At 42.8% G+C, this 18,499-nt stretch carries 17 protein-coding genes; all 17 read right to left on the reverse strand.

Annotated features, from left to right (window positions below; all coding sequences use genetic code 11):
• Positions 1-8 precede the first annotated feature (8 nt).
• The 17 genes from ACQKNS_RS19375 to ACQKNS_RS19455 all read right to left on the reverse strand — a co-directional run bounded on the left by ACQKNS_RS19375 (position 9) and on the right by ACQKNS_RS19455 (position 18,257).
• Positions 9-965 (reverse strand): sugar kinase, encoded by a 957-nt coding sequence (locus ACQKNS_RS19375; protein WP_427644909.1) that lies wholly within the window; start codon positions 963-965, stop codon positions 9-11.
• 21 nt (positions 966-986) lie between these two features.
• Entirely contained in the window at positions 987-1,850 is an 864-nt protein-coding gene (locus tag ACQKNS_RS19380) for a fumarylacetoacetate hydrolase family protein (protein ID WP_427644910.1), read from the reverse strand.
• Positions 1,851-1,865: 15 nt separating this feature from the next.
• Complete coding sequence (locus tag ACQKNS_RS19385; protein ID WP_427644911.1) at positions 1,866-2,825, reverse strand: C-terminal binding protein; 960 nt, start codon at positions 2,823-2,825, stop codon at positions 1,866-1,868.
• Between the two features lie 66 nt (positions 2,826-2,891).
• Positions 2,892-3,839 carry a U32 family peptidase gene (locus ACQKNS_RS19390; RefSeq protein WP_427644912.1) on the reverse strand — a complete coding sequence of 316 codons (948 nt, stop codon included), beginning with the start codon at positions 3,837-3,839 and terminating at the stop codon, positions 2,892-2,894.
• The gene (locus ACQKNS_RS19395) at positions 3,836-4,747 is read right to left on the reverse strand and encodes a dihydrodipicolinate synthase family protein (RefSeq protein WP_427644913.1); all 912 of its coding nucleotides are present in this window, start codon (positions 4,745-4,747) and stop codon (positions 3,836-3,838) included. The genes ACQKNS_RS19390 and ACQKNS_RS19395 overlap by 4 nt, the downstream gene beginning before the upstream one ends.
• Positions 4,748-4,764: 17 nt before the next feature.
• A complete protein-coding gene (gene dgoD / locus ACQKNS_RS19400) occupies positions 4,765-5,913 on the reverse strand; it encodes a galactonate dehydratase (RefSeq protein WP_427644914.1) in 1,149 nt (382 codons plus the stop codon).
• A 67-nt stretch (positions 5,914-5,980) separates the two neighbouring features.
• Positions 5,981-7,450, reverse strand: coding sequence for an alpha-ketoglutaric semialdehyde dehydrogenase GucD (gene gucD, locus ACQKNS_RS19405; protein ID WP_427644915.1), 1,470 nt, complete (start codon positions 7,448-7,450; stop codon positions 5,981-5,983).
• Between the two features lie 22 nt (positions 7,451-7,472).
• Positions 7,473-8,630: a UxaA family hydrolase gene (locus tag ACQKNS_RS19410; RefSeq protein WP_427645143.1), complete on the reverse strand. Its 1,158-nt coding sequence runs from the start codon at positions 8,628-8,630 to the stop codon at positions 7,473-7,475.
• 4 nt (positions 8,631-8,634) lie between these two features.
• Complete coding sequence (locus ACQKNS_RS19415) at positions 8,635-8,934, reverse strand: UxaA family hydrolase (RefSeq protein ID WP_427644916.1); 300 nt, start codon at positions 8,932-8,934, stop codon at positions 8,635-8,637.
• Between the two features lie 11 nt (positions 8,935-8,945).
• The gene (locus ACQKNS_RS19420; RefSeq protein WP_427644917.1) at positions 8,946-9,833 is read right to left on the reverse strand and encodes a fumarylacetoacetate hydrolase family protein; all 888 of its coding nucleotides are present in this window, start codon (positions 9,831-9,833) and stop codon (positions 8,946-8,948) included.
• A gap of 31 nt (positions 9,834-9,864) precedes the next feature.
• Positions 9,865-10,632 (reverse strand): IclR family transcriptional regulator, encoded by a 768-nt coding sequence (locus ACQKNS_RS19425; RefSeq protein ID WP_427644918.1) that lies wholly within the window; start codon positions 10,630-10,632, stop codon positions 9,865-9,867.
• A gap of 63 nt (positions 10,633-10,695) precedes the next feature.
• On the reverse strand, positions 10,696-12,900 hold the full coding sequence (locus ACQKNS_RS19430) for a dihydroxy-acid dehydratase (protein WP_427644919.1): 2,205 nt from the start codon (positions 12,898-12,900) through the stop codon (positions 10,696-10,698).
• 64 nt (positions 12,901-12,964) lie between these two features.
• A complete protein-coding gene (locus tag ACQKNS_RS19435; protein WP_427644920.1) occupies positions 12,965-14,215 on the reverse strand; it encodes a lactate racemase domain-containing protein in 1,251 nt (416 codons plus the stop codon).
• A 24-nt stretch (positions 14,216-14,239) separates the two neighbouring features.
• The gene (locus ACQKNS_RS19440) at positions 14,240-15,286 is read right to left on the reverse strand and encodes a TRAP transporter substrate-binding protein (RefSeq protein ID WP_427644921.1); all 1,047 of its coding nucleotides are present in this window, start codon (positions 15,284-15,286) and stop codon (positions 14,240-14,242) included.
• Positions 15,287-15,345: 59 nt separating this feature from the next.
• A complete protein-coding gene (locus tag ACQKNS_RS19445; RefSeq protein WP_427644922.1) occupies positions 15,346-16,623 on the reverse strand; it encodes a TRAP transporter large permease in 1,278 nt (425 codons plus the stop codon).
• Positions 16,620-17,192, reverse strand: a complete 573-nt coding sequence (locus tag ACQKNS_RS19450) for a TRAP transporter small permease (RefSeq protein ID WP_427644923.1) — start codon at positions 17,190-17,192, stop codon at positions 16,620-16,622. Before ACQKNS_RS19450 ends, ACQKNS_RS19445 begins: the two co-directional genes overlap by 4 nt.
• A 36-nt stretch (positions 17,193-17,228) precedes the next feature.
• Positions 17,229-18,257, reverse strand: a complete 1,029-nt coding sequence (locus ACQKNS_RS19455) for a DctP family TRAP transporter solute-binding subunit (RefSeq protein ID WP_427644924.1) — start codon at positions 18,255-18,257, stop codon at positions 17,229-17,231.
• Positions 18,258-18,499: the final 242 nt, after the last annotated feature.

Raw genomic sequence — 18,499 nt, forward strand, 5'->3', positions numbered from 1 at the left:
CCACCTTTCTATCTCGACACATCATCAGCGGCGCCACTCATGAACAAAGCGAGGTCGGCACGGACCGGCAAACCTTCAACATCGCCACTTACCATCGTTGCCATTGCTCCCATTGCATTTCCACGCCTTGCAGCTTCAACTAGCGGCAGTCCATCAAGCAGGCCGGAAAGTACACCGGATGCAAAAGCATCACCAGCACCGATGGGATCCACGACCCGTTCCACATAGAATCCAGGAACGAATGTTTTCGGTACAGACGGGGCTGAAATTAAAGAGCCCTCTTTGCCCAATTTAAGTAAAACCGTTTCGACACCGAGTTCATGAAAATGATCGGCTAACAACTCAGGAGTATGGGGACCGAATAAAAATTCTGCTTCTGCCACCCCAGGCATGACGATATCACTTTTTGAGGCGTACTTTGTTATGATGTGACGTGCTTCATTTTCATCCGACCATATTTTCAAACGAATATTTGGATCAAAGACGATTTTTGTTCCATTTTCTTTAGCAATCCGGATCGCCTTATCCAAGAGCGACTGACACGAATTCCCTAGTGCGGGGGTAATCCCGGTAATATGGAGATAAGCTGCGTCTTGGATGGCAAGATCAGTTAGTAATTCCGCCGTCATTTTACTAGCTGCCGAATCTTTCCGGTAATAGTAAACTCTAGTATCATTCAGCCGTCTGAATTCTTTAAAAAAGACTCCGGTAGGCGCATCAGGGTCTCTTGTTACATAAGAAACATCAACGCCTTCCCCGCGAATGAACGATTGCATGGCGTCGCCAAATTCATCCTCGCCGAGACGGCTTATCCAGCGTGACCTATGACCGAGTCGGCTTAAGCCGATCGCGACATTGGATTCCGCACCGCCAAACTTCATTGAAAAAGATCGGGCGTGGCGAAGTGGACCTTCTTCATTCGGGGTAAACATTGTCATTGTTTCTCCGATGGTTACAACATCCATGTCATCACCTTCTTTCTCTTGTCATGCTATTACGTGATTAGAAAGCGTACCGATCTTCTCAATACTGACGTTCATCCGGTCACCGTTTTTCAACCAGATTTTCGGATTCCTTCCCATTCCAACGCCTGGTGGCGTGCCAGTTGCAATCAAATCACCTGGCATTAGTGTCATGGTCTGCGATAAAAATGATAAGATTTTCGGAACCGTAAAAATGAGGTTGCTCGTATTCGAATCCTGCATAATTTCACCGTTTAATTCAAGCGAAATCGCTAGATTGTGGGGATCACCCACTTCATCTTGTGTCACGATAAAAGGACCAAATGGCGCAAATGTGTCCGCCGTTTTGCCTCTCGACCACTGGCCATCCTGAAATTGCAAGTCTCGGGCACTAATATCATTCATAATTGTATAGCCAAAGATGTAGTCATTCGCCTCTTCTTCTGACACATGTTTTGCTTCTCTTCCAATGACAAACGCAAGTTCTGCTTCAAAGTCGACCGCGGTTGAATTAATTGGAATTTCAATCGCATCATGATGTCCGGTAATGGCATTTGCATATTTTGAAAAAATGACCGGTGATTCAGGAGGCTCCATCCCCGTTTCCTTGCAATGATCAAAATAGTTAAGTCCTACGCAAATGATTTTTTCCGGCTTTGAGATTGGCGGCAGGATTTTTACTTCTGACAAATTGAATATTGCTTCGTCATTAACCCGTTGCTCAATTAACTTTTCAGCACGTATTTGCAATTTGCTGCTTCGTTCTATGAATTTTTTCATGCAAGCTGGAAATTCTTCTGGAGCAAGAGCCGTTAAACTAATAATTTGATCATTTTTCACAACACCGATGTGTTGTTCGGTATTTACGGAAAAAGTCGCTATTTTCATATTTTTTCCCCTTTCTTAAGTCAAAGCGTATGGTGTTAATTCTCCTTTTAAGACCTGAACGATATTTCTCGCTGCCTTTTGACGAAGTTCAACCATTGCTTCCTCTGAATACCAGGCGCTGTGCGGCGTAATGATGACATTGTCCATTGTAAGTAGCGGGCTATTGGTGCTGACCGGCTCATTCTCTGTCACATCAAGCGCTGCACCTGCAATTATCCCTTTTTCAAGTGCATCAGAAAGTGCTTTTTCATCGATTATCGGTCCACGTGCTGTATTAATGATTACCGCATTTCTCTTCATTTGTTTAAGGCGCTCCTCATTGATCAGATGGTATGTATCATCAATTAAGGGCACATGGATCGACAAATAATCTGCTTCGGCTATAATTTCGTCGAGCTCCATTTTTTGAACCCCAACCGCAGCCATGTCTGCTGCCGATACGAAAGGATCGTAAGCAGCAGTTTTAAAGCCGAGCGGTTTCACTTTTTCAATGAAACGGCGCGGAATCCGTCCAAACCCTAGAACCCCAACAGTTTGCTCATTAAAGCGATGAATCGGGACACACACCTTAAAGTCCCAGTTACCTTTTTTCACTTCCTTGTTTAACAGTGTCACTTTCCGGGCCGAAGAAAGTAAAAGTGCCAATGCATGATTCGATACTTCTTCCATGCCATAATCCGGTACATTTGCGACAGTAATCCCCTTTTCTTTAGCCGCTTTGAGATCAATAGTATTGACGCCAACACCGTAACGGGAAATGATTTTCGTGTTTTCAAGCGAATCAATAACTCGGCGTGAGATAGGAGCATATTGATTTAAAATTGCATCCACTTCTTTCGCTTGGTCCATTACTTCTTCTTCAGTTTTGCATTGCGCTTTGATGAAATCGATTTCAAGACCGCTTTCTTTAAAAATCTCTTCTTCATATTTCAAATGTTCAAATTCATAATCCGTTAATAAAATTTTAAAGGACATTTGGGCTCAGCTCCTTTTTAGTAATAAATACGTGAATATCAGAGGGGATCCTTTACATTACTATCATTATTTCACTGCTGCCTTTTCAATTTTCGCAATTCCGAGCCCTTTCGCACCGAGTTTCGATGTTTTTGCTTCTGGATAGTATCGTTCAATCATTTGAATACCAATTGCGGCACGGCGTACACGTTCCTTTGTGAGTGAAATGTTCGTACTTTCCCATTGTTTCCCTGATGGGTATACATCTGGGTGATTTCGAAGACCGAATTTGATGTAGACTGGCGCCAATACACGGATTATTTCCGGTATTTCATAATAGCGAAGAAAGCCGCCGAAGGTATCAGGAACTTCAACGTATAAATCAATTGGAATGTCTATTGATTGTCGGATTGCTGCAAGTTTAGACAGCGTTAATGCAGGTGGCACGTTGTAGGTATCCGCACCGATGTCTTCCATTAATTTGACAGATACTGGATTGGCTGAACCCATTTGAACCGATACTTTAACAACAAAGTCTTCCGGAAGCTGTCCGTATTTTTTCATTTCTTTCGTTAAAAGAAGGAGTCCTTCATCCGCAACTAACGCACCGCGAAGACCTAGTGCCGCCCCTCTTTTCAGGTCTTCCATGGCATAAACAAGCTGATCGGAGCCCTCATGGCGAATTCCTTGAGATTTTCCTCCTGGCGTAAGCGGTGCCGCACTGACATCCCATGAACCCCTGGGGCCGACAAACAAACTCAGCTCCATGCCTCGCTCTGCTGTCATTTTGCACATTTCTATAATTTCTTCATCCGTTTGAAGCATGATACCGCTCCCTTGAGATATTCGGTGAATAGTCAAACCGAGCCGGTCAATTTCTTTCAATGTTTCTTTTAGGGCTATTGGACCTTCTACGCTTGGAAGTTCAATCCGGTATTGAGCACCGTCAGGAAATGTTTTGGTTGATGTAGGAAGTTCTTTAAGATCGGTTGATGGGTATCCTAATTGTTCAAGCAAGTCTCGTGATTCTTTCATTTTTGGACGCCTTCTTTCATATTTATATTTTTTAAAAGAACAGCTACTTTGTCACTCAATTCAGCAGGGTATACATCACAGGGTGCACGGTGTCCAGCCGCAACGTCAAACCAGCGCTGATGAACCGCTTCTTTCATGGCAGTAAAAAATGTCGGACCGTAATTATATACATCCATCAGTTTTGAAATCACTTGATGATTTTTCTGTGCTTCAGCAAGGTCACCTTTATGATACGATTGATATAAATCAACGGAAATTTCTGGTGCAAAGACAGCGCTTCCGTTAATGCTTCCCGCTGCACCAATCATTTGTGCCGGAAGCAAATGCTCGTCAAAAGCGGAGAAGACCCGGAAATCACTGCGAACTTTCTTCACTTCCGTCAGAACTTGACGAAGGTGTCCGAAATCACTGACCGTCTCTTTAATACCAGCAATGTTCGAATGATCTTCAGCTAACTTTTTAATCAATTCGATTGATAAATTTTGACCTGTCAGGAGCGGGATATTATAAATGAAAACTGGCAGATTAGTATGGTTCGCTACACTGGAAAAATATCTGTATAATTGCTCGTCAGAAAACTTCCAGTAATATGGGTTGACTACGAGAACGCCATTCGCCCCATGCTCTTCTGCATAAGAAGTCAGCTCCTGCACCTCTTTTAATGCGGTATGCCCGACTCCAACCATGACAGGCACTCGTCCGTTAATATCCTTTATCATTTCGCGTACATATAATTTTCTTTCTTCTGTTGTAAGAGATGAGAACTCACCTGAACTTCCCATCAATAAAATACCGTCTATGTTCCGTGAGATTAATAGGTCGATATAGCTTCTGTTCAGCGCCATATCTAAGTTCCCCGTTTCATCAAACAAGGTGACTACCGGTGGAATGATGCCATGAAAGTCCATTATTTTTCCTCCTTTTATTACCATTCAGCGATACTTCCGTCTTCATTACGCCAAATGGGGTTTTTCCAATCATGTCCGGTTTCTGCTGCCTGCTTCACTTTTTCCTCATCGATTTCCACCCCAAGACCCGGTTTATCCGGAATGTTCACATAACCTTTTTCATAGTCGAATAATTCTGGATTTTTCATATAGTCGAGAATGTCCATGCCTTCGTTGTAATGAATGCCAAGGCTTTGCTCTTGAATAATGAAATTCGGTGTCGTTGCGTCCAAATGAATTGATGAAGCGAGAGTCATCGGACCGAGCGGGCAGTGCGGAGCGATCGCTACATCATAGGCTTCTGCCATTGCGGCAATTTTTTTTCCTTCTAAAATACCGCCCGCATGAGATAGATCCGGCTGAATAATATCTACATAGCCATCTTGAAGAAGCTGCTTAAAGCCCCAGCGTGTATACATCCTTTCACCCGTCGCAATCGGACACGTAGTATGCCAGGCAATCTCACGAAGTGCTTCATTATTTTCCGGTAGCACCGGCTCCTCAATGAACATTGGATGGTACGGTTCAAGTTCTTTCACAATCGTTTTTGCCATCGTTTTATGAATCCTTCCATGAAAATCCACACCAATGCCAAAGTCTTTGCCAACCGCTTCCCTAATTGAAGCAACGCGTTCGATGACCGCTTCCACTTTCGAAAAACTATCAATGTAATTCATTTCTTCTGATGCGTTCATTTTGACAGCAAGGAAGCCCTCTTTCTGTTTTTCGATCGCAGCTGCCACGACATCCACTGGTCGATCTCCTCCGACCCATGAGTACACTTTAATTTTTTCGCGTGCTTTGCCGCCAAGCATTTGATATACAGGAATATTGAAGTATTTTCCTTTTATATCCCATAATGCCTGCTCAATGCCAGAAATGGCACTCATTAAAATTGGCCCCCCACGGTAAAATCCACCTCGATAAAGTGTTTGCCAGATGTCTTCAATGTCGTTCGGATTTCTCCCGATCAAATAGTCGGACAATTCATTAACTGCTGCTTTAACCGTTTCCGCACGCCCTTCAACGACAGGCTCTCCCCAGCCGGAAATGCCTTCATCTGTATCGATTTTTAAAAACAGCCAGCGGGGTGGAACTTTATATAAAGAAATTTTTATGATTTTCATCAAGCACCTCGCATTGTTTTTTGGAAGAAAGAGAGGTTTTCTAATATGGAAACCTCTCTTTCTTTTATTATGAACCTTTAATAAAAACCGTTTTTATGGCTGTATAAAATTCTTTTGCCGCTTCACCTTGCTCTCGCGAACCCGTGCTCGATGCTTTCATGCCTCCGAATGGGGCTTGCAATTCAACGCCCGCGCTTTCTGCATTAATACGGACCAGCCCTGCCTCAATTTCATCGATGAAATCCAGAATCGAGCTAATATTTGATGTGAAGATTGATGCACTCAATCCGTATTTCGTATTATTTGCCATGTCAATCGCTTCCGTAAGATCGTTCGCTTTCATAAGCGCGATAACTGGACCAAAAATTTCTGCCTGCGCTATCTCCATATCCGTCGTCACGCCTTCAAAAATCGCTGGTGTTATGAAAAAGCCCCCATCATAGTCTCCTCCAGTTAATATTTCCCCGCCATGTATGAGTTTTGCTCCCTCCTGCTTGCCTTTTTCAATGTACTCTTTCACTGTATTGAACTGGCTTTCGCTTGCACATGGTCCCATCCAAATTCCCTCTTGAAGGCCGTTGCCAACCGTTATTTTCGCTGTTGCTTCTACCAGTTTTTGTTTAAATTCATCATAGACCGTTGATTCAACAACTACTCGGCTTGAAGCTGTGCATTTTTGGCCGGATGAACGAAATCCACCATTGATGACCGCCTCGACTGCTTGGTCGATATTTGCATCATTCGCCACGATGACTGGATTCTTGCCTCCCATTTCAAGCTGATATTTTATCCCTCGGGCGGAAGCTGATTTTGCGACGCTCTGACCGACACCTTCAGAACCGGTAAATGTGATTGCATTTAAAAGCGGATGATCGATTAGGCCTTGGCCAATGATCGATCCTTTACCGGTAATAAAATTCACAACCCCCTCAGGGAAGCCTGCTTTTGTAAAACATTCCATCACTTTCGCTGCTGTTACGGCTCCTTCCGTAGCGGGTTTCCATACGATCGTATTGCCATATACAAGAGCTGGAGCCATTTTCCAGATGGGAATTGCAACCGGGAAGTTCCATGGCGTGATTATCCCGACAACACCAAGTGGGGAGCGTTTTGTAAACATTAGGGCATCTTTATCGGATGATGGTATAACATCGCCTTCTTTCCGCATCCCTTCACCAGCATAGTAACGGAGGATTGCAACACCTCGTGCAGTTTCCCCTTTTGCTTCAGGTAACGTTTTACCCATTTCGCGAGTCATGGTTTCTGCAATTTCATCTAGATTTTCTTCCAAAATATTGGCCGTTTTGAAAAGGATTTGTCCACGAGCAGACTGCCCGAGCCTGCGCCACTCCCTCTTTGCCTTATGCGCAGAGGCGACTGCTTTGTTTAAGTCATCTCCGGTTGAGCTTTGAACGTAGCCAACCGGTTCTTTGTCCGCAGGATTAATGCTTTCGATTGTATTTCCAGAAGATGCATCCACCCACTCATTATTAATGAAATTTTTATATGTCTTCGTTGCAAATGTAGTTGATATCATAATCTTTAGCCCCTTTTTCAATTTAGAATGTCGGTCCAATTCTCCAAATACCAAAGTCATGTTGCTTTAAGATCTCCGCTTTTGTTAGTTTTCCGTTTGAAACATGTTGAATTTCTTCCATGATGCGGCTTCCCACTTCATCAACGGTTTCTAAACCATCAACAATCGTACCTGCATTTAAATCCATATTTTCATTCATCCGGTCAAACATTGGTGTATTAGTCGAGATTTTTATGACGGGTGTTATAGGAGAACCTGTTGGCGTCCCTCTTCCACTTGTAAAGAGAACGATTTGCGCACCGCCTGCAACCATACCCGTCAATTGCTCAATGTCGTGGCCAGGCGTATCCATCCATACGAGACCTTTCTTTGTGGGAACATGGGCATAATCAATGACTTCTTCCAGCCTGGTTGTGCCTGATTTTGTCGCTGCCCCCAGTGATTTTTCTTCGATTGAGCTGAGACCTCCCTCAATGTTTCCCGGACTAGGATTTCCGGTTCGGATGTCAACGCCCATTTGAATCGAGCGGTCTTCCATCATTTTAATAACCGCATAAGCTTTTTTTGCTACCTGGTCGTTTGCCGCCCGGTTAGCAATCAAATGCTCTGCACCGATGAGTTCAGTCGTTTCCGCCAAGATTGCGGTTCCCCCCTGCTGGACAATCAAATCGCTTGTACGCCCGACTGCCGGGTTAGCCGATAAGCCTGAGCATGCATCCGACCCACCGCATTCCGTGCCTACAATCAGCTCGCTAAAATCACATAATTCCCGTTGCACCATCGAGGCATCCTGAACCATTTTGACCGCAATTTTAGCTACTTCGGCAATGGTTTGAAGAGTCCCGCCATGTTCCTGAATCGATACAGTTTCCACTGGTTTACCGCATTTAGCAATTTCATCTCCAATACGGTGCGCCTGATGTGTTTCACAGCCAAGGCCGAGTACTATGACACCATATACATTTGGATTCATCCCCATTCCCGCATAGGTTCTGGCCGTTTGATCAAAATCAGAGCCCACTTGCGCACAGCCATGCTGATGAATGAATGTGACGGTTCCGCTCACCAATTCTGTAACACGCTGGGCAGTTTGTGTTGCGCATGTTATCGTTGGCAAAATCAGTACATGATTCCGGACTCCGACGCGGCCATCCGGACGTCGGTAGCCCCAAAACTGCATTTTTTCATTCAGCAATTTTGTCACCCCTTCCTCTTTTTCCTTCTAAATTGTGTACATGAACATGTGCACCAGCGGGAATGAAAGCTGAGGCTGCCCCTATGACTTCCCCATATTTAATTATGTCTGATCCTTGTTCGATGGCTTTGACAGCGAACTTATGTCCAAAACGAATCGGTTCAAGAATGGGTACGACAAGTTCTTCAAGATCTGTCTTCACAACTACTGATGTGTTTGCAGGGATTTCGGATAAAGCGACAGCTACACTGTCTTTCGCACTTAAGTAAAGTGTTTTATACTCGCCCATTTTGTCACCCCTTAGATTGTTTGAACTGCTTTACTTTGAATAACCGGGTTGTTTAATACACCAATCCCTGGTATTTCAATTTCGATTCGGTCATCGCCTTTCAATGTAAATTCATTTGGCGGAACCACGCATGTACCTGTAAGTAATACTGATCCGTCAAAAACAGTGTTATCTAAGACTAAATAGTCGACAAGCTCTTCCAATTTTCGTTTCAGTTGATTTACTTTCGCTTCACCTTCAAATACTTTTTCTTCATTTCGATAAATACGGCACATGATTTTAAGCTCATATGGATCCGGAACAGCCTCTTTTAACAAGATGGCCGGTCCAATGGAGCAAGAGTTCTTCCATACTTTTGCCTGTGGAAGATAAAGCGGATTTTCACCTTCTATATCACGGCAGCTCATGTCATTACCTGCAATATATCCGAGTACCGTTCCCTCTTTATCGATGACAAGACCAAGCTCCGGCTCCGGAATCTGCCAATTTGAATCAGAACGCAAGTATACCGGATCATTCGGGCCCACGGTTCTTGCTGCAGTCGATTTAATGAAAATCTCAGGACGCACTGCATCATAAACTTTGTCATAGAAAGTTTGGCGGTCCAGTTTTCCTTGTGTCGCTTCGTAGTTACGTGCTTCCTTGCTTTTCTTATATGTAACGCCAGATGCCCATACTTCCGGTGCATCGATAGGCGTTGTTAATTGAAGACCTTCCAATGGCTGCTTTTCCCCTTGTGCGGTAATTTGTTTTATAATATCAAATGCAGTTCTGTTATCTTGGCGTGCCGCTGTAATCAACGACATAAAATCCGTAAATGGAAGGTCCACCACATAATTTTCGTTTGTCACGGCAGCTAGTTGTTTCTTATTTTCTTTTACATAGCGAATAATTCTCATTTTCTATTTCCTCCTAAATGGCAGGTCTCATTTATATTTTTTGATATTCATAACCGAGCTCCTGCGAAATTTTACTGCTGCATTCCTTTAAGAGACGTACATAATACTCATGTGTTTCTTCATTTACTTTCGAAGCGGGCATCGATACACTCATTGCAGCGATTACCTTTCCTGAATAATCTTTTATCGGTACAGCAAGACAGTAAATGCCCGGTTCGTTTTCTTCATTATCCATTGAATAGCCATTAATGCGAGCTTTTTCGATTTCCGCTAAGAACTGCTCCTTGGATCTAATCGATCTTTCGGTCGGTCCCGTATAATCATAGCCGTCCAAGAGCAAATCCAGTTCACTATCCGTTTTTGTTGCCACAAGAGATTTGCCAACTGCACTCGTATGAATCGGAACACGTCGGCCAATACGGGAATAGAGAACCGTTACCCCAGTGCCCTCCACTTTATCGACATAGACACCTTCCTGCCCGTCTAATATGACAAGGTGCAGTGTTAAATTCGTTGTTACTGAAAGCCATTCAAGATGTTTTCTTGCTACGTTGCGCAAATCGAGATGGGTCACAACGACGCTTCCCCTCTCCAATAGCTTTAATCCTAGCGAGTATTTTCCATTTTCTTCACCTTGTGAAATATAGTGATGCTCCTGTAAGGTTTTTAATAGTGAATGAACCGTACTCTTATGTAAACTCATTCGCTTGCTTATCTCTGTGATAGTTAGTTCGCGCTCACGCTCATCAAATAAATCCAATATTTTCAAGGCACGCTCCACCGATTGGATGATAGGCATCGTTCCTCACTCCTTTTATAATTCTGTCTACCTTTATCTTATCGGATTTATGACGAGCATTCCTCATTTTATTTCAACTTTTTTTTCTTGGAGTACTATATCCTGTTCATAATCAAGTACCGCATCCTCAGTTACAGCGATTGGAACAACACCATTTGCTGCATCTGTATGTCCAAACATCCTGTTGCTGGCCGCAACCATTTTTTGTCTAACTTTCATTCGTTGCTTGCGTTCAACTGCCAATGATTGTCTTTCTTCTTTAAAATGATCCGCAAAATCATGAACAACCTTTCCTGAATGAAGTTGAACTGCATCTACAAAATCAATCCGTCGATCACGAAGCTGAAGGTGTATGACGTCCCCTGTTTTAAGTAAACCAATGCCGCCGCCTTCAAACGATTCCGGTGTCATATGTCCGATAGCAGCACCATAGGTGACTCCTGAATAGCGGCCGTCGCTAATGATTGTAGCGATTTTTTTCATAACACGATTTGCATTGATGTGTTGCATTGGTGTAAACATTTCCGGCATTCCGAATGCTACTGGCCCCTGCCCTGAGATAATGATCGCAATTTTTAATATGCCTTCTTCAACCATCCTGTCAAATAACTCCCCATAGGAAGCATTTTTTAGAAGAGACCATACCGGCTCATTGTTGTATTTAAGAGTTTCTAGCAATAGATTATGTTCAAAAAGCTTTTGCTCTTTTATTTTTGAAAGCAGATTAGAATCGAGCAGGCTTTTATTTGCATCATCTTCATTTTCGTAATAAAGGACAAAAGCTAGCTTATCATCGAATTGGTCAAGCTGAGGTGTCGGCATTCCGCTGATTTTAACAACGGCGCTTTCAAAGAAGTTTCCTTTTAATACATCAACACCGCTGAATCCACGGCGAGGATTGGACAAAATGACCTGATTTTTCTTTACATTAACCGCTTTTAGGCTACTTGTAATCGCAAGTCGTTCTTTCCAGGTTTTTGCTGCGACAGTCGGAGCATCTTGATCCATTGGTACGCCATTCTCGATTAGTTCATAAAAAAGTGTTTCCATTCCCCTGCTTGTCCCGCTGCAACACTGCATCGCAAGTGAATAAATGTCCCTTCCTTCTGTCAAACTGTAATCAAATAAGTCAGGAATTGGATGTGAATGATGTATGCGGTCAAGGTCCCATAAGCTGAATTTGAATCCTGCATAAAGCATGCCTGCGACAATATGCATCATTAAGTTAGTAGAACCGCCAGAAGCGCTGTGAATACGGATTGCATTTTTTATGTTCGCAGCGACAATGTTGGACACGCCGTAGCGATCTTCGTTTATCATGACTGCAAAGCTATCCAGCACCGAGTTAATCTGGCGTTGTGTTGGTGGATCGGTTAACAGCTCCACGGCTGGATGAACAAGACCCATGCCTGCCACTAAATGACGTGAACTATTCCCCGTACCATTGAAGGCACATACACCTCCCTGTCCGTCACAAGTTGCGACAGCAAGTCTCATTTCAAAATATTTATGCTGTTCCTTCGTCAATATTCCTCGCTCATAAGCCCGTTCAAACACGCCCTGAAATGCAGTATTCGATGAACATTGCAATATATATGCCATCGTATCCCGTAAATCAACGGCTACATCAGTAGCTCCTTTACTTTCCGCTTTTTTCGCGAGAGTTTCCAATTCCTCGAACACGTCAGCTGGAATCGAACCGCCTTCTAACACGTGAGCAGGTGCGAATGTTGCGAAAAAGGGGGCTTCACCACGGTTTCGGCGAACACGATCAACATGTGCGAGTGCACTTACTACACCAAGAGGCTGCTTATCACACCCTTGAATGACGAATGCACCATGATAACTGTGAGCTTCCAGCTGGTTGACAACCATTTGTGCAACCGCGTTTCGGCTCTGGAGAGAGTAACTCATTCCTTGATTGTTTTGCGCTGTTCCATCACACATTACCGGTGTCGAGAAATGAAACGGCACGCCGCCGTTTTGCCAGATGCGGATTGCTGCCCGTGCCGACGTTTGATAATCCATTATGTGGGCAGGATGATCGGACGAACCACCGATAATTGCGATACGCGGGGCATTCCTCTCTAGCCGCATATAAATTTCCTCAAGCGTCCAATCGGGTTTCCCCCCTTCATATGTGGGGCCAAGCGTCAGCTTCGAACGGTCCAACAGACCCGCAACCGTAATGGGTTCATTTGCTTTTCCCTGTACATTATCGCGGTAAGGGTTAATTTCGTTATCAATTAGCGGATATAGGTGTGTCATTTCAGCACTCCTTTTCGGATTACAAATGAATTCTTCCATTCTCTAAAAATATTAACGAAGGTTTTCAGTCTAGTGCCAATTCTTCTGGTTCTGAAAGGAGCTCTAAATTTTTGTTTTTTAAAGCTTCTTCCATCATGCTTTCTGAAATCCAAATTTCACCGATTTCAAGAGTGTTTTTTATTCTTACCACTCTCACTTTATTCAAATCGAAGGCATTGCATGTTTTTATAGCAGCTTTAACGGCTAATTCCTGAGTATCTAAAAACATCGGGAGCTTTACTACATCTGTCACGGTGCTTGTGAGTGCATTGGCATAGCCTTTTTCCCATTCGATTTCATTCATGACGGCCTTCGTCGTCATATCAGCCATGCCGATGCCATTTGCATTTCCATGAGTTTTTTCAGTAAGTCCGAGTACAACGGTCCGTTTAACCTCCGGCCCCCCGGTAGCATATGGAGTGGCGAAGTTACCCGTAATATTCGGATCCATTCCATCTCCCGAAATATCCTTACCGAGTTCATTTACAATAAGTACGTCGATCGAATCGAAATGTATTTTTGGCATCAATGATTTTGCTTCAAGCAATAGTCCCGGCTCCACTTCCTCCAGTTCCTCTGCTGGGACTGCGACGATTTTCGCTGGTTTATCATAGGCATTTTCAATCATCGCAAGACCAAATATTATAGGAGCTTTTGCTAAGGAAATTTTCGCCATTTCAGGAACATGCTCTGCCATATACTTAAAGCTGTATGCATGTGCAGCTTCGGCTCCCTTTTGCTTGCCTAAACCGATTGTAATCATTTTCATTAGTCCGCTTTCAACCGGTCCACGAAATGCCGTATGTGGTTTTATCCGATTAATGACTATGATTTTATCTGATTCATATGCAAGCTTATCAATATAGACAGGGAGCCCGTTTGGCAATTCATCCAGTTTAATAACTTCCATCGATGACAGTATTGGCGCTCCAACCGATTCTTCTGAAATACCCAGCTGAAGCAACACATCGATTTGTCCATCCGCTGTAGCACCACCATGACTTCCCATTGCAGGGACTATAAAGGGATTTCCGCCAGCCTCCTTAACCGCAGCCACAGTTTCTCTTACTAGAGTAGGAAGGTCCGCTACCCCTCTGCTTCCTACTGCAATTGCCACCCTGTCATCTTCATTTATTCTTGATAAGACACCTGCTACTTTTATCGCCTTCTTCACCTCACCAGCAACATCGGCGATTTGAGGTGTACGAAATTTTTGTCTCACTTTGACCATTTTCGGTAAATGGATTTCACGTAAAAGGTCAGAGATAATATCCATTTTCTTTCCTCCAAACAGTCTGGATTATTTACCACGAACTTTTTCAACTTCGCTCATCATTTCCTCTACAAGATCCGGCCCGAATTTTTGTGCATATTCGTCCGTCACTGGTTGGATGACTTTCTTCATTTTTTCAATTTCTTCAGGCTCTACTTCATTTATTTTCATTCCTTCTTCTTTTAGATACTTAAGTGCTTTTTCATTTTCTTTTTGGTTAACTTCCCGTTGATATTTTCCAGCCTCTTGTGCGGCCTCACTCATGATTTCTTGCTCTTGTTCTGATAGGTCATCCCAGAACTTTTTGCTTACAAGGAATACAAATGGTGTATAAACATGATTTGTAAGACTTAAGTATTCTTGGACTTCATTATATTTTTGCGTTTGAATTGTTGCGAGTGGATTCTCCTGACCATCAACAGTGCCTGTTTCCAGTGCAGTAAACACTTCTGAGAAAGCCATCGGCGATGGATTCGCCCCTAACTTTGAAAATGCATCTAAATGCACTTCATTTTGCATGGTACGAAGTTTTAGCCCTTTGAAGTCAGCAGCCGTTTTAACAGGGTGTTTACTATTCGTTAAGTTTCGAAAACCATTTTCCCAGTATCCCAAACCTACTAAATCATGTTCCGGCAATTTATCCAAAAGTTTTTGGCCTACTGCACCATCAAGGACTGTATAAGCTTCTTCTTCATTATTAAAGACAAATGGGAAATCATAAATTCCGAATTCCTTAATCATACCAACAAGTGGTGAGGTTGAAGGAACAGTTACTTCCTGTAAGCCACCTTGAAGAGCTTCTGTCATTTTTTGATCATCTCCGAGAGTGGCATCAAAAAAGTTTTGGACTTTCATTTTCCCCCCGCTTTTTTCTTCAACCAGCTCTTTAAATTTCTCCATTCCTTTTCCTTGTGGATGCATTTTACTATTTCCGATCCCTGCTTTGATTGTTCTTTTCTGAATACCGTCAGCTGAAGCACTCTCATTTTGTCCGCCTCCGCAAGCACTTAATAGCAGTACTGCGGGCAGTAAAACTCCAACCGCCAAACGTTTGAACAAATTATTCATTATCATTTTCCTCCCATTAAATAAGATGAATATCAGCATACAGACCAATTACATGAAAAATTCCTTTAGGAGGTAAACCATTCTAGAGGTACAAGAACTAAGGAAGGAAACAAAATCAACAAAATCAATACAATCACTTCAACGAGCAAGAAAGGCCATATCCCCTTCATGATATCTTCCATACTGATCTTACTGATGCCGCACATGACATTTAAAACGGTTCCGACTGGTGGTGTAAGTAAACCGATGGCGTTATTCAGGATAAACAGGACGCCAAAGTAAACTGGATCAATACCTGCAGCGACCACCAATGGCATCAAGACAGGTGTCAGAATAAGGATTGTCGGCGTCATATCCATAGCAGTTCCAACTATGATAACCAATAGGTTTATCATGATTAATAGAAGGAATGGATGATCCATAAATGGCTCCAGCAATCCAATTACCTGACCAGGTAAATCGGCTACGGTTATCAGCCAGGATGAAACGAGTGCCGCAGCGACCAGAAACATGACAACACTCGTCATTTTTCCTGCATGAACAAATACCTCATACAAATCTTTCACTTTCATTTCACGATAGATTACAAGACCGACAAATATTGCATACACTGCAGCCACCACCGCCGCTTCAGTCGGTGTAAATAAACCGAATTTCAATCCACCAATGATAATGATGGGCAAGAACAGAGCCCAAATGCCCTGACGAAGAGAAGTAAGTATTTCTTTTGCTGAAGCTCGGGGGTTGACGGCGACTTTATCTTTCCGTGCAACAATGGCCCAGGTAACCGTAAGTCCAACCGCAAGTAAAATACCTGGAACGATTCCTGCCATGAACAGCTTTGTAATGGACACACCACTCGCGACACCGAAAATGATAAAGCCAATGCTTGGCGGAATGATCGGGGCAATGATACCCCCTGATGCGATCAACCCACTTGACCGCTTCACATCATACCCGGACTTCACCATCATTGGAATTAATATAGCTCCAAGCGCTGCCGTATCGGCTACAGCAGATCCCGATAAACTCGCAAACAATACACTCGCAATAATTGCAACATAGCCAAGGCCCCCTTTGATATGGCCAACCAAATTCATTGCCATCTCAACGATACGCCGTGATAAACCGCCCCGATTCATCGCCTCTCCTGCCAGCATAAAGAACGGTATGGCCATTAAAGGAAAGTTATCAGCGCCACTGATTAGGTTTTGTGCGATAATTTGACTATCAAAAATACCGAGAAAGTACATAAGCACTACGCTACTAACAAGTAAGGCAAATGCAATAGGTATTCCAAGTCCCATGGCGCCCAGTAAAGATCCGACAAATACACCTATCATCCCTGCTTCTCCTCCTTAACTATCCTAATATCTGGCTCAAACTCATCAGCATGGAGGGAAATCAGCTCTTCTGACTCACTTATCATCACTAATTCTTCGTCTTTAATTTTATTGAAGAAAATCCGATACAAATTGAAGAGAATCATGCTGCCCATTGAAACACTTACAAGAATACCTGTCCCATATACAAATGCCAGTGGCATTCCAGTGGCCGGTGCAGCACTATCAATGTTTATCATTGTCATTTTCCAGCTTCCATCCAGGATTAAAAGAAGAACGAATAACATCATCAAATCACTAATAACCAGTACCACTTTTTTCATCTTATTCGAAAGCCGTTTAATGACCATGTCGACACCTAAGTGTTCTTTGTTTTTGAAAGCTCCGATGGCGCCGAGGAACGTCAACCAAATAAAGAGATACCTTGACATTTCTTCTGACCAAGTAATCCCTGAATTAAAGAAATAACGAAGAACTACATTACCAAACACGAGTACGACCATTATTGCTAAAGCAGCTGCCATAATAATGTTTAACGAATTTTCCAAGATTCTGGGTATTTTATTCACCTATACATCTCCCCCTTCCTATCTGGAGCGCCTGCTTCATTCTGCTTTTATTTTTCCGACGAGCTCCTCCGCCCAGTCATTTTCCTCAAAGACTTCATCATAAACAGGTTGGGATGCTTTTAACATTTTTTCTGAAAAGTCTTCGTCAGGAGTAGTGAATTTGATTCCATTATCCTTAAGATAAGCTTTGTCATCTTCATAACTTTTTTCCATCAATTCAAACTCATACGCTGCCGACTCTTTTGCGGCTTTTTGAATGATTTTTTGTTGCTCCTTTGTTAGTCCTTTATAGAATTTGCTATTGATAATGTAAATATTGGGGCTGAACATATGCTTGGATTCCAGTACATCACTTTGAACTTCATTCCACCCCGAGGATCTCAGCGTGGCAATGGGATTATCTTGAGCATCAACTACCTTTTGTTCAAGTGCGGTAAAAACTTCTGAAATAGGTAATGGGCTAACGTTCGCCCCCAATGATTCACCTAGTTTTATGTAATTCGGGATGTTCGGCATTCTGAGTCGAAGTCCATCAAAATCTTTCATACTCTTAATTGGACGATTACTCGAAAACATCCTAAATCCGTTTGCACTCCATGCAAGCGGTGTCACTCCATGTTTTGGATCAAGCTCTTCTGTCAATTCCTCTCCGATGGGTCCATTCAATACCTTCTTTACATGATCGTAATCCCTGAATAGGAAGGGCCATTCCGGAACACCCATTTTAGGAATGTCCGCCTGCATAATTAGTCCTGGCACCCCCATTTCGATCGTCCCATTTCTGACGCCGTCATAAAATTCTTTTTCTGCCCCTAATGTACTGTTCGCATAAATCCGGACCTCTAGTTCACCATTACTCTCCTTCTCAACCATTTTTTTGAATTTTTGTTTCAAGGCAATGTTTTGAGGATGATTTTCAGCAAAATAATGTGCCACTTTAATCGTTTTCTTTTCAACTCCAGATCCACTGGTCTTTTCTCCCTCGCCACCACCGCATCCTGATAACAAGAATGCCATTGCTAGAGTTAAGCTTGTGGATAATACAGAAAGCTTTCTTTTTTTCAATAAAAACCCTCCCCAAAGTTTTTTGTAAGCGTTATCATTTATGACAAATTCCAATAACTTCTCCTCACCCTTGTATAAGCCAAAACTAGTTTGTTCTATAATATAAAACTCCGTTTTTGTTTTATTCGGAGTAAGGAAAACGCTCTACCTCTAATTACGTATTTCAAGTCGCTTCATGATTTTTTAAACATTACTTTTAAAAAATAGGGTTAATTTGTTCTATAATATAAAACTCAGTTTTC

Source organism: Peribacillus sp. NPDC094092, from assembly GCF_050279365.1.
Classification (GTDB): Bacteria; Bacillota; Bacilli; order Bacillales; family DSM-1321; genus Peribacillus.